The 21,333-nt window shown below is 64.7% G+C and carries 16 protein-coding genes; 10 read left to right on the forward strand and 6 right to left on the reverse strand.

Features of this window, described 5'->3' with window-relative positions; genetic code table 11:
• Window positions 1-81 precede the first annotated feature (81 nt).
• From P9875_RS02830 to P9875_RS02840, 3 genes are read left to right on the forward strand one after another with little or no spacing between them, the layout of a single operon-like run.
• Window positions 82-1,224 (forward strand): MGDG synthase family glycosyltransferase, encoded by a 1,143-nt coding sequence (locus tag P9875_RS02830; protein ID WP_278317531.1) that lies wholly within the window; start codon window positions 82-84, stop codon window positions 1,222-1,224.
• Window positions 1,221-1,703, forward strand: a complete 483-nt coding sequence (locus tag P9875_RS02835; protein WP_035823918.1) for a hypothetical protein — start codon at window positions 1,221-1,223, stop codon at window positions 1,701-1,703. Before P9875_RS02830 ends, P9875_RS02835 begins: the two co-directional genes overlap by 4 nt.
• On the forward strand, window positions 1,700-2,284 hold the full coding sequence (locus P9875_RS02840; RefSeq protein WP_278317532.1) for a tyrosine-protein phosphatase: 585 nt from the start codon (window positions 1,700-1,702) through the stop codon (window positions 2,282-2,284). The genes P9875_RS02835 and P9875_RS02840 overlap by 4 nt, the downstream gene beginning before the upstream one ends.
• Window positions 2,285-2,348: 64 nt before the next feature.
• On the opposite strand, the gene P9875_RS02845 is transcribed toward P9875_RS02840, so the two are convergent.
• On the reverse strand, window positions 2,349-4,889 hold the full coding sequence (locus P9875_RS02845) for a KAP family P-loop NTPase fold protein (RefSeq protein WP_278317533.1): 2,541 nt from the start codon (window positions 4,887-4,889) through the stop codon (window positions 2,349-2,351).
• A gap of 55 nt (window positions 4,890-4,944) precedes the next feature.
• Here P9875_RS02845 and kefC point away from each other — a divergent pair, with 55 nt between their 5' ends.
• From kefC to P9875_RS02860, 3 genes are all read left to right on the forward strand, one after another.
• Window positions 4,945-6,759 carry a glutathione-regulated potassium-efflux system protein KefC gene (gene kefC / locus P9875_RS02850; protein WP_099401253.1) on the forward strand — a complete coding sequence of 605 codons (1,815 nt, stop codon included), beginning with the start codon at window positions 4,945-4,947 and terminating at the stop codon, window positions 6,757-6,759.
• Between the two features lie 235 nt (window positions 6,760-6,994).
• Window positions 6,995-7,861 (forward strand): ABC transporter ATP-binding protein, encoded by an 867-nt coding sequence (locus P9875_RS02855; RefSeq protein WP_099401254.1) that lies wholly within the window; start codon window positions 6,995-6,997, stop codon window positions 7,859-7,861.
• A gap of 10 nt (window positions 7,862-7,871) precedes the next feature.
• A complete protein-coding gene (locus P9875_RS02860; protein ID WP_278317534.1) occupies window positions 7,872-11,465 on the forward strand; it encodes an ABC transporter permease/M1 family aminopeptidase in 3,594 nt (1,197 codons plus the stop codon).
• On the opposite strand, the gene P9875_RS02865 is transcribed toward P9875_RS02860, so the two are convergent.
• The 5 genes from P9875_RS02865 to P9875_RS02885 are packed head-to-tail and all read right to left on the reverse strand — an operon-like array spanning window position 11,452 to window position 15,391.
• Window positions 11,452-12,150, reverse strand: coding sequence for a LytR/AlgR family response regulator transcription factor (locus tag P9875_RS02865; protein WP_099401256.1), 699 nt, complete (start codon window positions 12,148-12,150; stop codon window positions 11,452-11,454). The genes P9875_RS02860 and P9875_RS02865 overlap by 14 nt on opposite strands.
• Window positions 12,141-13,247 (reverse strand): sensor histidine kinase, encoded by a 1,107-nt coding sequence (locus tag P9875_RS02870; RefSeq protein WP_278317535.1) that lies wholly within the window; start codon window positions 13,245-13,247, stop codon window positions 12,141-12,143. Before P9875_RS02870 ends, P9875_RS02865 begins: the two co-directional genes overlap by 10 nt.
• Window positions 13,199-14,152 (reverse strand): tRNA 2-thiocytidine(32) synthetase TtcA, encoded by a 954-nt coding sequence (gene ttcA, locus P9875_RS02875; RefSeq protein ID WP_423221842.1) that lies wholly within the window; start codon window positions 14,150-14,152, stop codon window positions 13,199-13,201. Before ttcA ends, P9875_RS02870 begins: the two co-directional genes overlap by 49 nt.
• Before the next feature lie 5 nt (window positions 14,153-14,157).
• Window positions 14,158-14,556: a dihydroneopterin aldolase gene (locus P9875_RS02880; protein ID WP_035823929.1), complete on the reverse strand. Its 399-nt coding sequence runs from the start codon at window positions 14,554-14,556 to the stop codon at window positions 14,158-14,160.
• 46 nt (window positions 14,557-14,602) lie between these two features.
• Window positions 14,603-15,391, reverse strand: a complete 789-nt coding sequence (locus tag P9875_RS02885) for an SDR family oxidoreductase (protein ID WP_219310342.1) — start codon at window positions 15,389-15,391, stop codon at window positions 14,603-14,605.
• A 74-nt stretch (window positions 15,392-15,465) separates the two neighbouring features.
• Here P9875_RS02885 and P9875_RS02890 point away from each other — a divergent pair, with 74 nt between their 5' ends.
• From P9875_RS02890 to P9875_RS02905, 4 genes are all read left to right on the forward strand, one after another.
• The gene (locus tag P9875_RS02890) at window positions 15,466-16,617 is read left to right on the forward strand and encodes a class I SAM-dependent methyltransferase (protein ID WP_278317536.1); all 1,152 of its coding nucleotides are present in this window, start codon (window positions 15,466-15,468) and stop codon (window positions 16,615-16,617) included.
• Between the two features lie 149 nt (window positions 16,618-16,766).
• Entirely contained in the window at window positions 16,767-17,855 is a 1,089-nt protein-coding gene (locus tag P9875_RS02895) for a J domain-containing protein (protein ID WP_278317537.1), read from the forward strand.
• Window positions 17,856-17,918: 63 nt separating this feature from the next.
• The gene (locus P9875_RS02900; protein ID WP_278317538.1) at window positions 17,919-19,514 is read left to right on the forward strand and encodes a DUF3369 domain-containing protein; all 1,596 of its coding nucleotides are present in this window, start codon (window positions 17,919-17,921) and stop codon (window positions 19,512-19,514) included.
• A 133-nt stretch (window positions 19,515-19,647) separates the two neighbouring features.
• Window positions 19,648-21,294, forward strand: coding sequence for a tetratricopeptide repeat-containing response regulator (locus tag P9875_RS02905; protein ID WP_278317539.1), 1,647 nt, complete (start codon window positions 19,648-19,650; stop codon window positions 21,292-21,294).
• The last annotated feature ends 39 nt before the right edge of the window (window positions 21,295-21,333 follow it).

Consider the following 21,333-nt stretch of genomic DNA (forward strand, 5'->3'; position numbering starts at 1 on the left):
AAGCCGCGCCGCTTGCAGCAATGTTATCCTGCCAATAAATTTTCCGCGTCCGCGCTCACCTGTTCCCCGGATTGGTTTTCCATGACACAAAAAATTCTACTCCTGAGCGTTTCGGCCGGCGCCGGCCACATGCGCGCGGCGCAGGCCATCGAGGCATATGCGGCGCGCGATGGCCACGGTGGTGGCCCTGCGGCGCTGGCCCTGCATCTCGACGTGATGGATTTCGTCACGCCCGCCTTCCGCAAGCTGTACACGGATTTCTATATCAAGCTGGTCAACAAGGCGCCCGCGCTGTGGGGCTATCTGTATCACGCCACCCACGACGCGCCGCGCGACAGCTCGATGCAGCGCTTGCGCCGCGGCGTCGAGCGCCTCAATACGCGCGCGCTGATGACGCAGATCGCCGCCTTCCAGCCCGACGCCATCATCTGCACGCATTTCCTGCCGGCCGAACTGCTGTCGCGCGCACTGCGCCAGCAGCAGCTGGCTTGCCCCGTGTGGGTGCAGGTCACGGATTTCGACTTGCACCGCATGTGGGTGCACGAGCAGATGGAAGGTTATTTCGCCGCCACCGACGAAGTGGCGTTCCGCATGCGCCACGAAGGCATCCCCGCCGAGCGCATCCACGTGACGGGCATCCCCATCATGCCCGCGTTCGCGCAGGCGCCCGACCGCGTGCAGTGCGCGCAGGCGTTTGGCATCGACCCGCGGCGCACGACGATCTTGCTGATGGGCGGCGGAGCGGGACTGGGCAGCCTTGAAACGGTCGCCGCGCGCCTGCTGGCGCTGCCAGGCGACTTCCAGCTGGTCGTGCTGGCGGGGAAAAACGCCGCCGCGCTGGCGGCGCTGCAGACGCTGGCCGGCCAGTATCCGGGCCGCCTGCTGGCGCAAGGCTTCACCAGCGAAGTCGAGCGCCTGATGGCGTGCGCCGACCTGGTGATCACCAAGCCGGGCGGCCTGACCACGTCGGAATGCCTGGCGCTGGGCTTGCCCATGATCGTCAACTCGCCGATACCCGGCCAGGAAGAGCGCAATGCCGACTATCTGCTGGAGCAGGGCGTGGCCTTGAAGGCATTCGACGCCGTCACCCTGGAATACCGCGTGCGCCTGCTGCTTGAACATCCTGAACAGTTGCAAGCCATGCGCGCAAAGGCGCTGGCGCTGGGCCGTCCGCGCGCCGCCTGTGACGTGTTGACGCAGGTACTGGCGCAGAGCGTGGCATGACGGGCGCCGTAGCAAAACCCTGGCAGATCGCCCTGACCCTGGCCTGGGTGGCGCTGCTGGGATTATTTTTTGCGCAGGTGGAAATCCAGATCGAAGGCGCGGCCGGCTGGGCCGCGAACCTGCCCACCTGGCGCATCGAAAGCCATTGGCTGCTCGATATCTTCTGGGGCGGGCGGCCGATGACCGGTTACCATGCCTGGGTCTTTCCCTTTATCGCCCTGTTTTTCCATTTCCCCATGATCTTCCTGGCGCAATGGTCGCTGCGTCTTGAATGTCGCGCCATCGGCTGCATCATGCTGTTCTGGATCATCGAGGATTATCTGTGGTTCGTGCTCAATCCCGCCTATGGCGTGGCGCACTTCAATCCGGCCCACATCGCCTGGCACAAGCACTGGCTGTGGTGGGCGCCGACCGACTACTGGGTGTCGCTGCTGCTGGCCGGCGTACTGCTGTGGTTTTCATACAAGAGGAAGTCATGACCTTGCCACCCTCGTCGTATCTCCTGCTGTTGTCCCTGGCCCTGGCGGCCGGTTCCGCCGGCGCGCAGGCGCCCCTGCCGTCGCAGCGCAATGCCGAGTGGGCCACGCCGCTGCCGCAGGTGTCGAACCTGCACCAGGTCACGCCCGTCCTGTACCGCAGCGCCAGGCTCGATAGCAGCGACGTGGCCCAGCTGCAGGCGCTGGGCGTGAAGACGGTGATCAGCCTGCGCTCCTTTCACTCAGATACGCAGGTGCTCGATGGCAGCGGCATCCGTGCCGTACGCATTCCCATCAATACCTGGGCCATCCGCGACAAGCACGTGATCGACACCATGCGCGCCATCCGCGCCGCAGCACAGCAGGGACCCGTGCTGCTGCATTGCCTGCACGGCGCCGACCGCACGGGCATGATGGCAGCCATGTACCGCATGCTGTACCAGGACTGGCCGCGCGAGAAGGCGATCGACGAGCTGAAAAATGGCGGGTACGGCTATCACGCCGTATGGAAGAACATCGAAAGCTACCTCAAGCGCGTCGACGTGGCGGCACTGCGCGCGCAGATTGACGGAAAGGTTCCCTGAACCAGGCTGATGGAGAGGCGTGACTGCCTCCCATCGCCGGCACTGACCGCGCATTCGCGGCACATTAATAAAACCCGATCACCGCGCCGCTGGACAAGCGCTCTTCCCTTGGCAGCGATGTTTCATGCGAAAAAAAATGGTAGATCTCGGGATCTTCCAGCCAGCTCACTTGGCCGGAAGGCAGGCCTAGCCGGATAGCGGCGCTGGTGCTCCATTTTTCACGGTCATTGTCGGGCAAGGCGCTGCATTCCTCGAGACAGCACAAGCGCCTGGAGACCACATCATCCATGTTGGGCGTGGTGCTGGCATGGGGCGGCATCGAGCCACCCCATTGCAGCCACAGGGCCATGTCCGGCCAGCGTATGCATAGCACGATCCAGCGCTGGTATTGCGCCAGCGACGGCACCGGCAAGCCATAGCTTATCCGTGCAATGCGCAGCAGCAGCACAAAGCGCACGAAATTGAGCGTGCGCTTGATTTCCCGTGGCCCGCACGCATACTCTTTGCTGATGCCGCGCAGGACGGTCTGCACGTCTTTGCCATCCCGCATGAATTGCGAGCTGGCGCGGCGCTGCCGCTCACTGGCGTCCTGCGGCGCCTCGCTTTTCGTCCGGGCATGCGTTTGCGCTTCCGCTGCGCCGGCATGGGAAGCCTGTTGTGCCCCGGATCCTGCCGACGCGGTAGCGCCGGCCTGCGATTCCGAGCCGATCAGATAATCGATAAATTTGCCATTTTTCAAATGCCGGCTGGGCGGAATGGTAAACGCCAGCTGGATGAATTTGTCCATGAAGCGCCATCCCAGCGGCACCAGTTTTTCATAGGAGGGCAATTGCTTCTTGATGTCCCTGTGCGCGTGCTCGAGCGCCGCCGCGACGATCTGCGGATCCATGCCGATCACAAACAGGAATTCGGACTGGTCGCCTGCCAGGAACGTGTTGATACCCTCGACGACGCTGGCAATTTTGCCGGGCGAGCAACGGTCGAGGTCATCGATGAAGATGACCAGTGGCGCGATGACGGGCGCGCCATCGCCATGTTGCGTGCGACGCTGGGGCAGAGAGTGCATCACGCGTCGCAAATCCTGGTGAATCTGGTGCATGATGCCGACCGTCCTGGCATAGTCGGGCACGCGGACATATTCCGCCAGACTGAATTTGGCAGGCTCGTCCGCTACCTTTTTTCTACTGCTGAAGAAGGCCTGTACCGCATACACGGTAATCGCAATTTGCGTGCCGATGGCTGTCGGAATGGCCACGGCAGCGGCATCGAGCCATGTCCTGATCGCCGCAGGCAGACTATCGGGCTGAATGAGCGACACGCTCACCAGACTGATGATCAGGCCCATGGCCCCCAGCAGCCAGCGGCGCACCTTGATCCACCAGAAAGTGCCGACCCGGTCATAGATTTTTCTGCGCACCACGCCATCGTCTATGCGCGACAGATTCAGGCGCAACAGGAATAGCTCGCGTTCGACAGGGCTCAGCCGGTCGCTGACCTGACTGACGATGGCGTCCACCAGGCCGGCCCAGACTTGCTCGGAACTTTCGTATTTCCAGGCATTGAACCAGACGGTCCAGCGCTTGCTTTCGTCGACGAATACTTGCTTGTCGGGCCCGGATTTCCGGTCGAGAAAGCGCAGCACATCGCGCGTCTTGAACGTGCCGCTTTCTGGCTCGGCGGGCCTCGGAGGATCGAGCTGATGCTGGATCTGGCGCATCAGCGAAGATTTGCCGGCGCCCCATGGCGCCTGGATGCTGATACTGATGGAGCCGCGGGTTTGGTCGCTGGTGAGGAAAGCCACGATCGCGATCGCGTATTGCGCAAATTCCATGTAGTCCAGCAATGAAGGGTGGTCATGCGCCAGAATGTCGAGTACGTTTTCGGGTGATTGCTGGGCCACCTTGGCCAGCGGGTGCCGTTCGTAGGCGGCTTGCAGCTGTGCCATGTCGATGCCCATCTGGTGCAGCAAGGACATGAATTTGCCTTCCTTTAAAGACCATAGCGCGCTGATCAAGTCGCCCACCGTGACGCTGTCGCGACCGGCCTGGCGTGCCGCGACAGCCGCATTGCTCAGCCATTTTTCGGCATTCAGCGAATAGGTAAGCTCGTCCGTACTGGTCTCGCTGGCCAAGGGGGCGCTGATACTGCTGTATTGGAACGAAAAATATCCGGACCATGTCGCCTGCAAGCTCTCACCGGCCAGTTCCTTGAGTGCGCGGCTAAAAAAGAGCGCGTCGGGCGGCGCCTGTATTGATGGCTGTACAAGGTCATCGGCCCTGGCCAGGGTGAACAGCATCAGGCTGGTGGTGATCGAACGTGACGGCGGATCTTTCATTGTGGCCAGCGTGTGGGCCTGGCGCAGCAATGCCAATAGCTCGCTGCCCGGGGCAGGCATCGCTGGCCGTTCTTCCACCAGCGCCGACCTGGACTCGGTGTTGCCGTCTGACTGTTCTCTCATGATGGCCGCTCCTCGATTGGCCGGCCGGGTATCCGGGACACTCAGGCTGCCATGCTTGATTTTTCGCCTATTTGACGTGCGCCATCTGCGCCAGATCAATCGTCTGGCTGTCTGTGCCAACCTGCTTTCAGGCATGGATTTGGACATGCCGGGGGCGAATCAGGCATGATTGCGATTCCAATCACGTTTTACCGGATCCCGCATGGAACACCACAGCTTTCTCATCAACATACTGTTTTACCTGGTCGCCGCCATCATCATGGTGCCGCTGGCCAAGCGTCTGGGCATGGGCGCCGTGCTGGGCTACCTGGTGGCTGGCGTCGTCATCGGACCGTGGGGCCTGGGCCTGATCAAGAATGTCGAGGTGATCCTCAGCTTTTCCGAATTCGGCGTGGTGCTGCTGTTGTTCCTGATCGGGCTGGAACTCGAACCGAAACGCTTGTGGCTGCTGCGCCGGCCGATTTTCGGCTGGGGCGGGGCGCAGGTGGGCGTCGTCAGCGCGGGCTTGTGCGCCGTGGCCATGGCCTTTGGCGTAGACTGGCGCACGGCGCTGGTCGGGGCGCTGGGGCTGTCGCTGTCGTCGACGGCCATCGTGCTGGCCACCCTGGGCGAACGCAAGCTGATGACTACGCCGGCCGGTTCCGCCGGCTTTTCCATTTTGCTGTTCCAGGATATCGCCGCCATTCCCATGATCGCGCTGGTGCCGCTCTTGGGCGGCCTCGTCACGCACAGCGGCGAACCGGGCTGGCTGCGCGTGGCCAAGCTGGCCGCCGTGCTGGCGGCGCTGGTGATCGGCGGGCGCTTCCTCGTGAACCCCATCCTGCGCTTCATCGCCAGGACGGATTTGCGCGAAATCTTCACGGCCTTCGCCCTGCTGCTGGTGATCGCCATCTGCGTGCTGATGGAATCGGTGGGCCTGTCGATGGCGCTGGGCACCTTCATGGCGGGTGTGCTGCTGGCCGATTCCGAATACCGCCATGAGCTCATTTCCGACCTGGAGCCGTTCAAGGGGCTGTTACTGGGCCTGTTCTTCATCGCCGTCGGCATGTCCGTCGATTTCGGCGTGCTGCGCGCCCAGCCGCTGCTGATCCTGGCACTGGTGGCGGGGCTGCTGGCGGTGAAAATCGCCTTGCTGTACGTGCTGTCGAAGTTTGTCGACATTCCCCGCGGCCAGCAGCTGTTCTTTGCGCTGCTGCTGTCGCAGGGCGGCGAATTCGCCTTCGTCGTGTTTGCCGCCGCCGAGGCCGCGCACGTGTTTGCGCCGGAGACGGCCGCGCTGCTGGTCGTGGTGGTGACCCTGTCGATGGTGGCCACGCCCTTGCTGCTGCTGGCGCACGACAAATTCGTCGCGCCGCGCCTGCAGAGCGACAAGAAGCGCCGCCCCGACGACCATATCGAGGCGCAGGACAACCCCATCGTCATTGCCGGCTTTGGCCGTTTCGGCCAGATCATCGGCCGCCTGCTGGCGGCCAACAAGATCGGCGTGACGGTGCTCGATCACGACCCGGACCAGATCGACCTGCTGCGCAAGTTCGGCTTTAAAGTGTTTTATGGCGACGCCACGCGCGTGGACTTGCTGGTGGCGGCCGGCATCGAAAAGGCCAGGGCGCTGGTGATCGCCATCGACAACGTGGAAGACAGCCTGGCCCTGGTCGACGCGGTGCGCCTGCGCCTGCCCGAACTGACGATTTTGGCGCGCGCGCGCAACGTCACGCATTACTATGAATTGATGAAACGGGGCGTGACCCTGATCGAGCGCGAGACGTTCGCGGCCGCCCTGCTGCTGGGCGAGCAGACCTTGCAGCAGGTGGGCTTCAGCGCGGAGCGGGCGCAGCGCGCGGCCGGCATCTTTGGCCGGCATAACCTGAAAACCCTGCTGGAAGTGGCGCCGCACTTCCAGGACCAGCAAAAAGTCATGTCCCTCACGCGCCAGGCGCGCGAGGAGCTGGAAGACATGTTCGAGAGCGATGCGGCGGCGTTTGCGGCAGAGAAGGTGGAAGACGGTAGGCCGGATTAGCGGCGGAGCCGCGTAATCCGACACAGTGTTGGCGTAGGTGGTGGTGTCATCATCCGCTTGCCGTCGGCCAGCGGCGCATAGATGGCGTAATAGTCGCGGTGAAGGAACGCACTGGCGCGCCGTTCGTCACGCTTTTCGACCGTTCGCCTGGCACATTGCGCCGTTCGTGTGGCGCCGCTGGCGTGGCCGGCGGCGCGCCGCTACGCTGGACTTCTTCCTACTCCGGAGTCCCGCCATGCTATCGCTCAAAGCGCTCGACAAAACCTACGACAACGGCGTTCACGCCATCAATAACGTCAGCCTGGAAATTCCCGCCGGTCTGTTTGGCCTGCTCGGGCCGAATGGCGCCGGCAAGTCCTCGCTGATGCGCACCATCGCCACCCTGCAGGATCCCGACAGCGGCAGCATGCGGTTCAATGGCGTCGACGTCGCCAGCGACAAGGCGGCGCTGCGGCGCCAGCTCGGCTACCTGCCGCAGGATTTTGGCGTCTATCCCCGGGTCAGCGCGGTCGAGCTGCTCAATCACTTTGCCATCCTGAAGGGACTGCATCAGCGGGGCGAGCGGCGCGAGGCGGTCGAGGCGCTGCTGCAGCTGACCAATCTGTGGGAGGTGCGCAAGCGCGCCGTCGCCAGCTATTCGGGCGGCATGCGCCAGCGCTTCGGCATCGCCCAGGCGCTGCTGGGCGCGCCGCGCCTGGTGATCGTCGACGAACCGACCGCCGGCCTGGACCCTGATGAACGCCAGCGCTTCCTGAACCTGCTGGCGCGCATCGGCGACAACGTGGTGGTGATCCTGTCGACCCACATCGTCGAAGACGTGACCAATCTGTGTCCCCGCATGGCCATGATCGCCAAGGGGCGCGTGCTGATCGACGGCGCGCCGCAGGCGGCGATCGCCACCTTGCAGGACCGCGTCTGGCGCCGCAGTGTCAGCGATGCCGAACTGGCGCAGTACCAGCGGCACTGCACGGTGCTGTCGAGCCGACTGGTGGCGGGCCGCACGCAGATCAACGTGTATGCGGACAGCCAGCCCGATGACGGTTTCCGACGCGTCGAACCGGACCTGGAAGACGTCTACTTTCTGCAACTGCGGGCTGCCTGAGGAGAACACCATGTGGCAGGAATTTTTTCGCTTCGATTTGCGCTACCAGTTGCGCCAGCCCTTGCTGTGGCTGATGACGGTGCCTCTGATGGCCGGCGCCTTTTTGACGGCTGGCAGCCCGACCTTCCGCCTCGGCGGCGGCATCGGCAATGTGCACCTGAACGCGCCGGCCGTGATCGCCAACCAGCTTGGCGTACTGAGCATGCTCGCCATGTTCCTCGTGCCCGTGTTCATCGCCGGCGCCGTGCTGCGCGACAGCGACGCCGGCATCGCCGACCTGCTGTACGCCACGCCGATGCGCAAGCGCGACTACCTGGGCGGGCGCTTCCTGGCCGGCCTGGCGGCCTGCCTGCTGGTCTTCGTGCTGGTGCTGCTGGCGATGATGCTCGGTTCGCTCACTTCCGCTGCCGATCCCGAGCGGCTCAACCCCGTCACGCCGCTGCCCTATCTGTGGAGCTTTGCCGTCTTTATCGTGCCCAATGTGCTGTTTGTCGCCGCGCTGCTGATGCTGCTGGCCGTGACGGGGCGCTCGATGCTGCTCGTGTACGTGGGCGTGCTGGCGTTTTTCGTGCTGTGGGCGGCCTCCGGCCTGCTGGCCGGGCGTCCCGCGCTGGCCATGACGGCTGCCTTGCTGGACCCGTTCGGCGTGCGCGCCCTGGCGCTGGCCACGCGCTACTTCACCAGCGCGGAAATGAATACGGCGCTGCCGCCGCTGGCCGGCCTGCTGCTGGCCAACCGCCTGCTGTGGAGCGTGCTGTCGCTGGCGCTGCTGGCGGCCACGATCTGGCTGTTCAAGCCGCAGCGCGCCGGCGCCGCCCGCGGCTGGTTCCGCCGCACCGCCTCCGTGCAGCCGGCGCCTGTTGTCACCGCCGGGGCCGCCCCCGCGCTGCGCCCCGTCACGCCGCGGTTTGGCATGGCCACGGCATGGCGGCAGTTCTGGCATGTGCTGCGCTTCGACACCATGGGCGTGCTGAAAAGCGTGCCTTTCCTCGTCATGCTGCTGCTGGCGCTGGCCAACTTCATCGCCAACGTCAGCGTCGGCGGCTTGCGCTTTGACAGCGTGCCGTATCCGCTGACGCGCCTGATGCTGGTCGAACTGGCCGACAGTCTGAATGTTGTGCTGGCCATCGTCGTGATGTTTTACAGTGGCGAACTGGTATGGCGCGAGCGGCAGGCGAAGATCGCCGACCTGACGGACGCCATGCCCGTGCCGGGCTGGCTGCCGCTGCTGGCGAAGTGCGGCGCCTTGACCGCCGTGGTGGCCGTGTTCCTGGGCGCCGGCGTGCTGGCCGCGCTGGCGGTGCAGCTGCTGCGGGGCGGCGTGCGCCCGGAACCGCTGCTGTACCTGCAAGGCACGCTGATGAACGGCGCCTGGTTCGTGCTGATGGCGCTGGCCATGCTGGCGCTGCAGGTCGTCGTCAACCAGAAATATGTCGCGTATGCGCTTTCGCTGTTGCTGCTGATGCTCAAGCCGCTGCTGGCCGCGCTGGGTGTTGAGCATCCGCTGTACCGCTTTGCCTCGCTGCCGGAACTCGTGTACTCGGACTTGAACGGCTATGGCGGCCTGCTGGCCGGCTGGCTGTGGTTCTCGCTGTACTGGACGCTGGGCGCGCTGGCGCTGCGGCTGTTGGCGCAGGTTTTTCGTCCGTCGGGCCGCGCCGCCCGCTGGCGCGTGCGCTGGCCGCAGGGCGTGCGGCGCCTGCGCGGCGCCAGCGGCTGGGTCCTGGCCCTGAGCCTGGCCGGCTTTGCCGCCAGCGGCAGCTGGATCGCCTATAACATGCACGTGCTGAACAACTATCAGTCCGGCGCGCAGCAGCTCGATGCGCGCGCCGACCATGAGCGGCGCTATCGCCAGTATCTGGCGCTGCCGCAGCCTGGCATCACGGCCATTGCCGCCAATGTCGACCTGTATCCGGCGCAGCGCAGCGCGGCGATACGCGGCCGCTATCGCCTGAAAAACCGTGGTGCGGCGCCGCTGCGCACGCTGTACCTGCAGATGGATACGGTGGCGCAGACCACGTTGTCGGCACTGCCCGCGCACCGCGTGCTGGTCGATGATGCGCGCCATGGCGTGCGCATCGTCGAACTGGCGCAGGCGCTGGCGCCGGGCGCGACGCTCGATCTCGCGTTTCTCGTCAACGTGCGCCAGCAGGGTTTTACGGCCAGCGGCCAGCCCGAAGGCGTGCAGCACAACGGCAGCTATTTCACCATCGAGCAGTATTTCCCGCACCTGGGCTACAACGCGTCGCAGGAGATCGCGGACAGCGACGAACGCCGGCAGCGCGGCCTGGGCGCGCCGCATGGCATGCCCAAGCTCGACGACCTGCAGGCGCGCTACAGCAATTACTGGAAGCAGTGGGGCATCGATGGCGACCTGGTCGACTTCCAGACCACCATTTCCACCAGCGCGGACCAGGTGGCGATCGCGCCGGGCACGCTGGAGCGCAGCTGGGAAAAGGAGGGCCGCCGCTATTTCAGTTACCGCATGGCGCAGCCGGCGCTGCCTTTCTTTGCCTTCCAGTCCGGCCGCTGGCAGGTGCGGCGCGCGCAATGGCAGGATGTGGCGATCGAGGTGCATCACGATGCGAAGCACGCGTGGAATACCGGCAGCATGATCGCCGGCGCGCAGCAGGCGCTGGCCTACAACACGGCGCACTTCGGCCCCTACCCGCAGCGGTACTTGCGCATCGTCGAGTTTCCCCTGTACCAGCAGTATGCGCGTAGCTTTCCGGGCCTGATTCCGTTTTCGGAGTCGCTCGGCTTCATCAGCGACTTGCGCGACCCCGATGGCGTCGACCATGTGTTCTATGTCACGGCGCATGAAGTGGCGCACCAGTGGTGGGGCGACCAGCTGATCGCCGCCAACGTGCAGGGCAGCGGCATGCTGACCGAATCGCTGGCCGAGTATTCGGCGTTGATGGCGGTGGAGCAGCGCTACGGCGCCGAGAAGGTGCGGCGCATCCTGCGCTTCGACCTCGATGCCTACCTGGCCGGCCGTGGCCGGGAGCAGGGCCGCGAACTGCCCCTGTTCCGCAGCGAGGGCCAGGCGTATATCGAGTACCGCAAAGGCAGCCTGGCGTTCTACCGCCTGCGCGCGGAAATCGGCGAAGCGGCCTTGAACCGCGCCCTGAAAGCCTTCCTGACGCAGCATCGCTATCGCAGCGCGCCCTATGCGACCAGCCGCGACCTGCTGTCCTTTATCCGCGCCGAAACGCCGGCGGCGCAACAGCAGCTGGTCACCGACCTGTTCGAGCGCGTCGTCCTGTACGACAACCGCCTGGCCGGCGCCAGCGCGCTGCGCCGCGCCGACGGCCGCTGGGACGTGACCTTGCAAGTGCAGCTGGCCAAGCTGGAAGCCGACGGCAAGGGACGCGACACGCCGCGCGTCTACGATGAACCGGTCGATGTGGCGGTATATGCCGATGGCGCACCACAGCGCCTGCTGTACCGCGGCAAGCACCGCTTGCCCGGCGGGGCGTCATCGGCGGCGGTGACGGTGACGGTCGATGCGCCACCGGGCGAAGCGGTGCTGGACCCGGAGCAGCTGCTGATCGAACGCAATGCGGTGGACAACCGCCGGCGCGTGCAGCTTACAGGCGGTTGAGTTGCCTGAAGACGAGGGCGCGCCGGCGCGACATGCCCACGCGCAGGTCGCCGTGCAGGGTGAGCGTCATGCCGCCTGCGGGCGCCGGCGCGATGCCCGTCACGCTGGCGAGGTTGACGATGCGGCTGCGGCTGACGCGCATGAATTTCGCCGCGTCCAGCCGCGCTTCAAGCTGCACCAGTGAGCGCAGCAGCAGCGGACGGTGATTATCGAAATACACGCGCGTGTAATTGCCTTCCGATTCGAACAGCGCGATATCGTCGAGCGCCACGAACCAGCAGCGCTCCCCGTCCTTGATGAAGACCTTGCCATCGGCGGCCACCGCCCCGGCGTCCTGGGGCGCGGGCCGGCGCTTATCGAGCGCTTGCGCCAGGCGTGGCGGATCGATGGGTTTGAGCAGGTAGTCGAGGGCGCTGACGTCAAAGGCCCGCAGCGCATAGCGGTCGTAGGCCGTGGTGAAGATCACGGCCGGCGCTTGCGCGAGCGCCGCCAGCAGATCGAAGCCGCTGCCATCGGGCATGTGCACGTCGAGGAACACCAGCTCCGGCGCCAGCGCCGCGATCTGCTGCAAGCCTTCCTGCACATTGGCCGCTTCGCCGACCACGCTGACCCATGGATGCTCGAGCAGCAGGCGGCGCAACTCGTCGCGCGCCAGCCGTTCATCGTCGATGATCATCACGCGCATGTCTTCTCCCGGGGTAGTGTGACGGTGGCGACGACCCAGCCATCGTGTTCGGCCAGGCGGCAGGTGGCGCCCGCGCCAAACAGCAGATGCAGGCGCTGGCCGGCATTGGCCAGGCCCACGCGCGTCGAGCCGCTGTCGGCTGCCAGCTTGCCCTGGTTCGCCACGCGCAGCAGCACCGTGTCATCGGTGCGGCGCGCCTCGATGCGCACGGCGCAGGGGCCGGTGCTGCGCTCGACGCCATGCTTGATGGCGTTTTCGACCAGGGTTTGCAGCAGCATCGGCGGCAGCGCCACGGCCTCGAGGCCGGGATCGATATCCTGGCTCAGTTGCAGCCGCTCTTCAAAGCGCAGCTTTTCCATGCCGAGATAGGCTTGCAGCGCGGCCAGCTCGGCGTCGAGCCGCACCGTGCCGGACAAGCCCGTCTGCAGATTGTGGCGCATCATGGCGGCCAGCTGGTTCATGGCGCGCGCGGCCGCCTGCACGTCCTGGAACATCAGCGCGCGGATGCTGTTCATGCTGTTGAAGAAAAAGTGGGGATTGACTTGCGCCTGCAAGGCGCGCAATTCGGCGTCCTTGACATGGATTTCCAGCTGCAGCTTGTCGAACGCCAGCCGCGTGGCGTGGCGGCGCGCCAGCGCAAGGGTGTACAGCAGCGTCCACAGCGCGAACACGATACACCAGATCACCGTCAGGATAGCCACGGTGGCCGGCAGTTCGGCGCGGTCCTGCAGCAGGGCGCCGTTGCGGAACAGCAGCTCGGCCAGCAGCACGGCGCCCGTTTGCAGCACGCTGAGCAGCAGCAGGCCGGCGCCGATGCGCGCCAGCGGCAATCTGTCTTGCGCTCCCTTGATCCAGCCATGGCGCCGCAGGTGGTTGCGCCAGCCGTGCGACAGGCCCAGGCCCGTCAGCGCGCAAAAGACCTTGGCGACCGAGAACCACAGCACCTGGTCCGCGTGCCCGCCGCCCCAGGAGGCGTACACGCCCAGCGCCGCCAGCGCGCCCCAGCCAGCGCACTGCGCGATCCAGTAGTCGCGCGGCGTGCGCACGGTCAGGCTTGTTGCAGCGGAATCGTGCCAAACGTCGTCGGCGTCGAGCACGGCTCTTCGTCAAACGCGATGTCGCCCATGGGGCTGGCCACGCCGTCCGCTTTCAAATCCTTGAAACCGAACAGTTTCGGGTCCATCAAATGCGATGGCGCCACGTTCGACAGGGCCGAAAAAATGCTTTCCACGCGGCCGGGGAATTTCTTGTCCCATTCGCGCATCAAGCCCTTGATCTGCTTGCGCTGCAGGTTTTCCTGCGAACCGCACAGGTCGCATGGAATGATGGGGAAGCCCTTGACTTCCGCATAGCGCTGCGTGTCTTCTTCCTTCACGTAGGCCATCGGGCGGATGACGATGTGCTTGCCGTCGTCCGACTGCAGCTTGGCCGGCATGCCTTTCAGTTTTCCGCCGAAGAACATGTTCAGGAAGAACGTTTCCAGGATGTCATCGCGGTGGTGGCCCAGGGCGATCTTGTTGGCGCCCAGCTCGTCGGCCACGCGGTACAGGATGCCGCGGCGCAGGCGCGAGCACAGTGAACACGTCGTCTTGCCTTCCGGGATCAACCGCTTGACGATGCTGTAGGTATCCTGGTTTTCGATGTGGAAGGCCACGCCCAGTTCCGTCAGGTAGGCGGGCAGGATTTCCGGCGGGAAGTTCGGCTGCTTTTGATCCAGGTTGACGGCGACGATGTCGAAGTGAATCGGCGCGCGTTCGCGCAAGGTCATCAAAATGTCCAGCAGCGCGTAGCTATCCTTGCCGCCGGACAGGCACACCATCACCTTGTCGCCGTCTTCGATCATATTGAAGTCGCCGATGGCTTGTCCCACCAGGCGGCACAGGCGCTTGTGCAGCTTGTTGTTTTCCAGGGCGATCTTTTCCGCCTTCTTGCGCGCCAGTTTCTGCGCTTCCACGTTGGCCGGAATTTCCACGGCTGTTTCCATGACTGCGGTGTCGTTCATATTGCTCATGCTTCATCCTTGATCTTGAATACTTCCACGCCCACGCCTTCGCAGTCGGGATACACGTCCGGTTTCATGCTTGATACGCGCGCGGCGCGCACGCGCGGGTGCGCCAGCATGGCGGCCAGCACGTCGTCGACCAGGCTTTCCTGCAGCTGCACGTGGCCTTGCGCCATGCGCCTGGCGATGGTTTCGCGCATGAAGTCGTAATCGACCACTTCTTCCAGCTGGTCATCCTTCGGCGTCGACAGGGCCAGGGGAATGTACAGGTCGACGTTGATGAGGACGCGCTGCTCGCCCTTTTTCTCGAAGTCGTAGACGCCGATGTTGATGAGGACTTCGTAATTGCGCAGGAACAGGCGGCGGCAATCGGCCAGGCGAGGGTGGAACAGGGCGGACGACATAGGTTTTACCTTTTAGGGAATGCTGGTTGTTTGGTGTGGCTGCTGATTATTTGGTCAAAAACATGACGTCGCGCGGCAAGCCGATCAAATGCTGGCCGCCATCGACCAGCAAGGTCGTGCCCGTCAGCGCGCGCGCGCCGGCCACGTAACAGACGCTGTCGGCCACATCTTCTGGCGTGCTGGAGCGTCCCAGCGGCGTGTTTTCATGCGCCTTGGCAAAGTTCGCTTGCGTCTGCTCGCCGGAAACCATGGTGATGCCGGGGGCGATGCCCACCACGCGCACTTTCGGCGCCAGCGCCTGGGCCAGCATGGTGGTCGCCGACAACAGCGCCGCCTTGGACAGGGTGTACGACAAAAAATCAGGATTGAGATTGTACAGTTTTTGGTCCAGCAAGTTGATGACCACGGCTTGCCCGCCTGCCGGGGTGGCCTGGTACAGCGCTTGCGCCAGCAGGATGGGGGCGGCCAGGTTGGCGTGCATGTGGGCGTCGAGCGCGGTGAAGGAAAAATCGCCGGCATTGTCGTATTCAAACAACGATGCGTTGTTGACCACGCAAGTAACGGGCCCCAGCGCCGCCTGCGCCTGTGGCAACAGCTGGCGCACGGCGTCTTCCTGCGCCAGGTCGCAGGGGAACGCGTGCGCGCGGCGGCCCAGCGCGGCGATTTCCGCCACCAGACTGAGCGCTTCCTCGCACGAGTCGCGGTAATGCACGGCGATATCCCAGCCGTCGCGCGCCAGGCCCAGGGCGATGGCGCGGCCGAGCCGGCGCGCGGCGCCCGTGACGAGGGCGACGCGGGGAGTGCTGTCGAATGGCGTTGTCGTTGCTTCTGTCATGTCTTTGCTATGGTTGAGATATTCGGTGGACGCCACACTGGCGGCATGCGCCGCCGATTCGCTACAATGCGGGAATGTCTCTTCCCGCACCCGATAGCGACGCGCTGGCCGCGTCCCATGCCTTGCAGCACCAGATTGCCGCCGAAATCGCGCGCAATGACGGCGCCATTCCCTTTGTCCGCTTCATGGAGCTGGCGCTGTATGCGCCTGACCTCGGCTATTACAGCGGCGGCGCCGCCAAGCTGGGCAAAGATGGCGATTTTACAACCGCGCCGGAGATTTCGCCCCTGTTCGGCGCCACCCTGGCCCATGTGGCAGCCGCTATTATGGCGCAAACGGCCCCCCGCATCCTCGAATTCGGCGCCGGCACGGGCAAGCTGGCCCGCGATATCCTGACGGAAGCGGCGCAGGCCGGCATCGCCATTGAACAGTATGCGATCGTCGAATTGTCCGGCGAATTGCGCGCGCGCCAGGAGCTGGCGCTGGCCGGCTTCCCGCAAGTGGTGTGGCTCGACGGTTTCCCCGACAGTTTCGAAGGCGCCGTGTTCGGCAATGAAGTGCTCGACGCCATGCCCGTCAACCTGATCAGCAAGACGCCTGCCGGCTGGTGCGAACTCGACGTCAGCATCGCCGACGGCCAGTTCGTGTTTGTCGAACGGCTTGCCGGCGATGACGTGGCCGCGCAGATCGCCGCCCAGGTGCCGGATGCGGATGCCTTGCCGGTGGGCTATGTCAGCGAGATCCATGGCGTGGCCTGCGGCTTCATGCGCTCGCTGGCGCGCATGCTGACCAATGGCAAGGGCGGCGCGGCCGTGCTGTTCGACTACGGCTTCCCTGCGCACGAGTATTACCTGGACTTGCGCGCCACGGGCACCCTGATGTGCCATTACCGCCATCATGCCCACGCGGAACCGTTTTATCTGCCCGGTTTGCAGGACATCACGGCCCATGTCGACTTTACGGCCATGGCGGTGGCGGCGCAGGATGCCGGCCTCGACGTGCTCGCCTATATGAACCAGGCGTCCTTCCTGCTGGGCGCGGGCCTCGGCGATTTGCTGCTGCGCACCGATCCGCAACAGGTCAAAACGTACTTGCCGCAAGCCAGCGCCGTGCAAAAGCTGGTGTCGCCGGCCGAGATGGGGGAATTGTTCAAGGTGCTGGTGGTGGGGCACAAGGTGGCGTTGCCGGAAGCGCTGTTGTCCAGCGACCGCAGCCACCGCCTGTAAGCGCCCGCAATATCAAGGCAGGGCAGTGCCGCCCTGCAATTTCCTGTCCGCCAGTGGTTATTATCTTGTCATATCGTATATGATGACCGACACAGCACGGTTCCATCCTGCAAGAACCCGTCGCCGCGCACCGATTTCAAGATAGAACGATGGGAAAGATACACACACACTATGACAACCTGAAGGTGGCGCGCCTGGCGCCGCAGGAAGTCATACGTGCCGCGTACAAAGCCCTCAGCCAGAAATACCACCCGGACAAGAATCCCGGCGACGAAAAGGCCGCCCGCATCATGGCGATCCTCAACAGCGCCTATGGCACCTTGTCCGATCCCCAGCGCCGCAAGGAACACGACGAGTGGATCGCCGCCGAGGAGTGGGAAATCGAATGGCTGGAAAGCACCCACCAGGAAGAAGGCAAGAGCCGCGATGGCCGCGCGAAAGGCCATGCCCAGCCGCATGAACACACGTGGGCGCAGGATGTGCCGCCGCCGAAGGGCAAGGCGCGACGCGGCTTGCAACCCGTCTGGCGCAACTGGCGTTGGTGGCTGAGTTTGCTCGTCTGCCTGCTGCTGGGCTGGCTGGGCGCCTTGCTGATGCTCGATACGTCGCAACCCGTGCCTGCCGCGCTGGCGTCGGCCTGGAGCGGCCTGGCCCGCGACGGCGCCCAGCCCCATGCGGAAACAGCCACGTCTGCGGCCAGTGCGGCGTCGTCATCATCGAAAGGCGAGGCCGTGGCCGTCGATAGCTGGGCCGTGGGCAAGCCGTATGCACCCGAACCTCCGCAAGCGAAGACGCCCGAGATCCGCGTGCTGGCCGTGTCCCAGCTGAGCCTGAAAGGCGTCCCGCCCGCCTGTGATGGGGCCGGCAAAGCCGAGTCCCCATCGCTGGTGGCGCCGAATGGCGAACCCTGGCCGGCCCATTCCGGCTATGTCGATGGATTCCCGATTGGTAACAAGGGGGATGAACTGGCCGTGAGCATCGACAACAGCGGCAATGCCGCGCCCGTGTTCGTCAAGCTGTATGACACGGAGCGGCGCTCGAACGTGCGCTACCTGTACATCCTCGCGTACGACAAGCTGCTGGTGGAGCAGCTCAGCGCGGGCAAGTATGAAGTGCGCTACCAGGCTGTCGGGCCAGGCCAGGACAATTGCGGCGGCGCCACGCGCAGCGGCGCCTCGGCCTCGTCGCCGTCCGCCAGCGAAGGCGGTACGCAGAATCCTGTTGTAAGCAGCATCTAATCTGATTATGCTTGATAGGCGTCAACGCAGCGTCCACATCGAACTTATCCATTAGGAGTATTCATGACCGACCTCAAAGCCGATGCAGATGATAACTGGCTGCTCGACGAAGATGAGCCGGTGGCCAGTCCTGCCGGGCTGGCCGCGCCCGACCAGCGCCTGTGGCGTGTCCTGATCGTCGATGACGACGTCGATGTGCATGCGGTCACGCGGCTGGCGCTGCGCAATGTCAGTTTCAAGGGACGTGAACTGGAACTGTTTTCCGCCTACAGCGGCCGTGAAGGGTACGAGATCCTGCGCGACACGCCCGATATCGCGCTGGTGCTGCTCGATGTGGTGATGGAAACGGATGATGCCGGCCTGATCCTCGCCAAGCGCATCCGCGCCGACCTGAACAACTCCATCGTGCGCGTCGTGCTGCGCACGGGCCAGCCGGGCCAGGCGCCCGAGCAGCGCGTCATCATCGAATACGACATCAACGATTACAAGGCCAAGACGGAACTGACGACTCAAAAGCTGTTTACCACCGTCATTTCGGCCCTGCGCGCCTACGAGAGTCTGATGATGCTCGAACGCAGCCGCATCGGCCTGGGCAAGATCCTCGCCGGCGCCACCAATCTGTACCAGATTCACTCCCTGCGCGAATTCGCTTCCGGCGTACTGAACCAGGTCAGCGCCATCCTCGACGTGGGCGCCGACGGCGTGCTGTGTCTGATGCAGGGCGGCGCCGGGCGGCCCGAGGTGGTCGCCGCCACGGGCACGTATGCCGTGCTGGCCGAAGCGGAAGCCTTGCCGGCCGACCATGCCCTCACGCCCACCATCGCCAAGGCGTTCGCGGAAAAGCGCAGCCAGTTCGAGCATCCGGCCAATGTGCTGTTCATTCACACGGAAGGCAACCGCGAGCTGGCCATTTCCGTCACGCCGCCGTGGCCGCTGGCGCAGATCCAGCGCGATCTGCTGGAAGTGTTTTGCCAGCGCATCGCCGCCGCCTTCGACAACCTGTACATGTTCGGCCAGCTGCGCAAGGCGCAGGAAGCGACCGTGGTGGCGCTGGCCGACCTGGCCGAGTTCCGCGACAGCGACACGGGCGGCCACGTGCGGCGCGTGCAGCTGTTGTCCGACGCCATCGCCCGGCGCATGCAGCAGCGCGGCGTGTACGCCGACGAGCTCAGCCCGCAGCTACTCGACATGATCGGCCTGGCCAGCATTCTGCACGACGTGGGCAAGGTGGCCACGCCGGATGCCGTGCTGCTCAAGCCGGGCAAGCATACGGATGAGGAACGGGCGCAGATGCAGCTGCACGCCGGTGTCGGTCGCACCATATTGGAACGGGCCGCCAACATGGTCGACGGCGTCAGCTACCTGACATATGGCGCGCAGATCGCCGGCGGCCACCACGAACATTTCGATGGCGCCGGTTATCCGAACGGCCTGAAAGGGCGCGACATTCCCGTGGCCGCGCGCATCGTTGCCGTGGTCGATGTTTTTGACGCCTTGCTGCACGAGCGGCCTTACAAGGAACCGTGGCCGTATCCGCAGGTGCGTGAATACATCGAGCAGCGCAGCGGCAGCCAGTTCGATCCGGAAGTGGTGACGGCGCTGCTGGAGCTGATCGACCATGAGCCGCAACTGTGGCATCCGGAGCACGCCAGCGCTTGAGCCGCCACTTCGTTGGCATTTTTCGGCACGCCGCCATTCCCTTGCGCGCGGCGCCGTCATATACTCGGCAGCCTCATGCTGGCTGGCGCCACGCACCAGTGTGGCGCGCCGCGGAGTTTTCGGACATCACGACATGAAAGAACTCAAGGGCCTCAGCGCGCTGATCATCGAGCCGCATCCGGGCATGCGCGCCAGCCTGCACAATATGCTCAACCTGTGCGGCCTGGCGAAGATCGATGACGCGGCCAGTTCCGGCCAGGCGATCCGCATGCTGGGCAGCAAATCGTATGATCTGATCCTGTGCGAATACGATCTCGACGGCGGGCAGGATGGCCAGCAGATGCTGGAAGACTTGCGCCACCACAAATTGATGCATGCCTCGACCATGTTCTTCATGGTCACGGGCGAAGGCAGCTTCGCCAAGGTGGTCAGCGCCGTCGAACTGCTGCCCACTGATTACATCCTCAAGCCTTTTACCGCTGACAACATGCTCGAGCGCATCGGCCGCGCGCTGGACAAGCGCAATGCCTTCGTGCCCGTATATGAATTGATCGACGTGGGCAATGAGCGCGCGGCGATTGCCGCCTGCGCCGAGGGCGCCAGCCTGTATCCCCGTTATGCCACCGATTTCCTGCGCCTGCGCGCGGAATTGCATCTGCTGCTGGGCGAGGCGGCCGACGCCGAGCCGATCTACGCGGGCCTGTACCAGGCCAAGTCCATCGGCTGGGCGCGCCTGGGGCAGGCCAAGACGCAGTTCCTGCTGGGGGAATACGAAGCGGCGCAGGGCACGCTGGAAGGGCTGCTGGAAAACAACAAGCGTTTTCTCGACGCGTATGACTGGCTGGCGCGCACGCACCTGGCGCAGGGCAAGCCGGAACTGGCGCAGGAGGCCCTGAGTGTAGCGGTGGCCCTGTCGCCGCATGCCGTGCGCCGCCTGCGCCGCCTGGGTGAGGCGGCTTTGGCGGCCGACGATATCGAGATGGCGGAAAAATCCCTCAAGTTGGTGGTCAGCAAGGCCAAGTATTCGGAATTCCGCGACCCGGAAGACCATGTGCGCCTGGTGCAGACCCTGGTGCGCAAGGGCGACCCGCTGCAGGCGGGCGCCGTGATCCGCGACCTCGACAAATCGATGGGCGGACAAAAGAATGCGGAACTGTGCAGCGCCCTGTGCAGCGCCATGCTGCATGCGCATACGGGCAACGAGGAACGCCTGCAGCAATCGCTGGACGCGGCACTGGCCGCCAACCGCCACAGCGTGGGCGGCTCGAACATGCTGAAAACGGAACTGGCGCGCCACTGCCTGGCGCATGGTCGCGAGGATGGCGCGGCCGAGGTGATGCGCGAAGTCATGCGCAACGCGCCAGACAGCGCCGCCATGACGCGCGCCATGGCCGTGTTTGAACAGGCGGGACGCGAAGAGCTGGCCAAGGCGCTGGCGCGGCAAAGCCGCCAGGAAGTGGCCGACATGGTAGCGGCAGGCGCGGCCAGGGCGGGAGAGGGCGATTTCCGCGGTGCCGTCGACCTGATGGGCGAAGCCGTCACGCGCCTGCCCGACAATCCGCAAGTGGTCTTCAATGCGGCCGTGGCCGTGCTGAAATGCCTGGAGCACGAAGGCTGGGATGAACGCATGGGACAGCAGGCGCTGACGTTTATCGCCGGCGTGCGCCGTTTGGACCCGCGCAACCCCAAATTGCCGGTACTGTCGGGCCTGCATCAGCAGTTGTTGCGTAAATATAAGCCCCTGGGCAACTCCTGGATGCATCCGCCTGATGCCCGGTAAAGGGGGGAATGCGGGGCGAATGACGGAAAAATGCGGCTT

This window comes from Janthinobacterium rivuli (assembly GCF_029690045.1).
GTDB lineage: Bacteria > Pseudomonadota > Gammaproteobacteria > Burkholderiales > Burkholderiaceae_D > Janthinobacterium > Janthinobacterium rivuli.

Bases quoted from the DNA above. Each gene is read 5' to 3' on its own strand.
- P9875_RS02835 (WP_035823918.1), top strand. From the start codon at position 1,221: ATGACGGGCGCCGTAGCAAAACCCTGGCAGATCGCCCTGACCCTGGCC.
- P9875_RS02880 (WP_035823929.1), bottom strand. From the start codon at position 14,556: ATGTCGTCCGCCCTGTTCCACCCTCGCCTGGCCGATTGCCGCCGCCTG.
- P9875_RS02900 (WP_278317538.1), top strand. From the start codon at position 17,919: ATGACCGACCTCAAAGCCGATGCAGATGATAACTGGCTGCTCGACGAA.
- P9875_RS02905 (WP_278317539.1), top strand. From the start codon at position 19,648: ATGAAAGAACTCAAGGGCCTCAGCGCGCTGATCATCGAGCCGCATCCG.
- P9875_RS02865 (WP_099401256.1), bottom strand. From the start codon at position 12,150: ATGCGCGTGATGATCATCGACGATGAACGGCTGGCGCGCGACGAGTTG.
- kefC (WP_099401253.1), top strand. From the start codon at position 4,945: ATGGAACACCACAGCTTTCTCATCAACATACTGTTTTACCTGGTCGCC.
- ttcA (WP_423221842.1), bottom strand. From the start codon at position 14,152: ATGAACGACACCGCAGTCATGGAAACAGCCGTGGAAATTCCGGCCAAC.
- P9875_RS02855 (WP_099401254.1), top strand. From the start codon at position 6,995: ATGCTATCGCTCAAAGCGCTCGACAAAACCTACGACAACGGCGTTCAC.
- P9875_RS02845 (WP_278317533.1), bottom strand. From the start codon at position 4,889: ATGTCCAAATCCATGCCTGAAAGCAGGTTGGCACAGACAGCCAGACGA.
- P9875_RS02895 (WP_278317537.1), top strand. From the start codon at position 16,767: ATGGGAAAGATACACACACACTATGACAACCTGAAGGTGGCGCGCCTG.
- P9875_RS02830 (WP_278317531.1), top strand. From the start codon at position 82: ATGACACAAAAAATTCTACTCCTGAGCGTTTCGGCCGGCGCCGGCCAC.
- P9875_RS02860 (WP_278317534.1), top strand. From the start codon at position 7,872: ATGTGGCAGGAATTTTTTCGCTTCGATTTGCGCTACCAGTTGCGCCAG.
- P9875_RS02890 (WP_278317536.1), top strand. From the start codon at position 15,466: ATGTCTCTTCCCGCACCCGATAGCGACGCGCTGGCCGCGTCCCATGCC.
- P9875_RS02840 (WP_278317532.1), top strand. From the start codon at position 1,700: ATGACCTTGCCACCCTCGTCGTATCTCCTGCTGTTGTCCCTGGCCCTG.
- P9875_RS02885 (WP_219310342.1), bottom strand. From the start codon at position 15,391: ATGACAGAAGCAACGACAACGCCATTCGACAGCACTCCCCGCGTCGCC.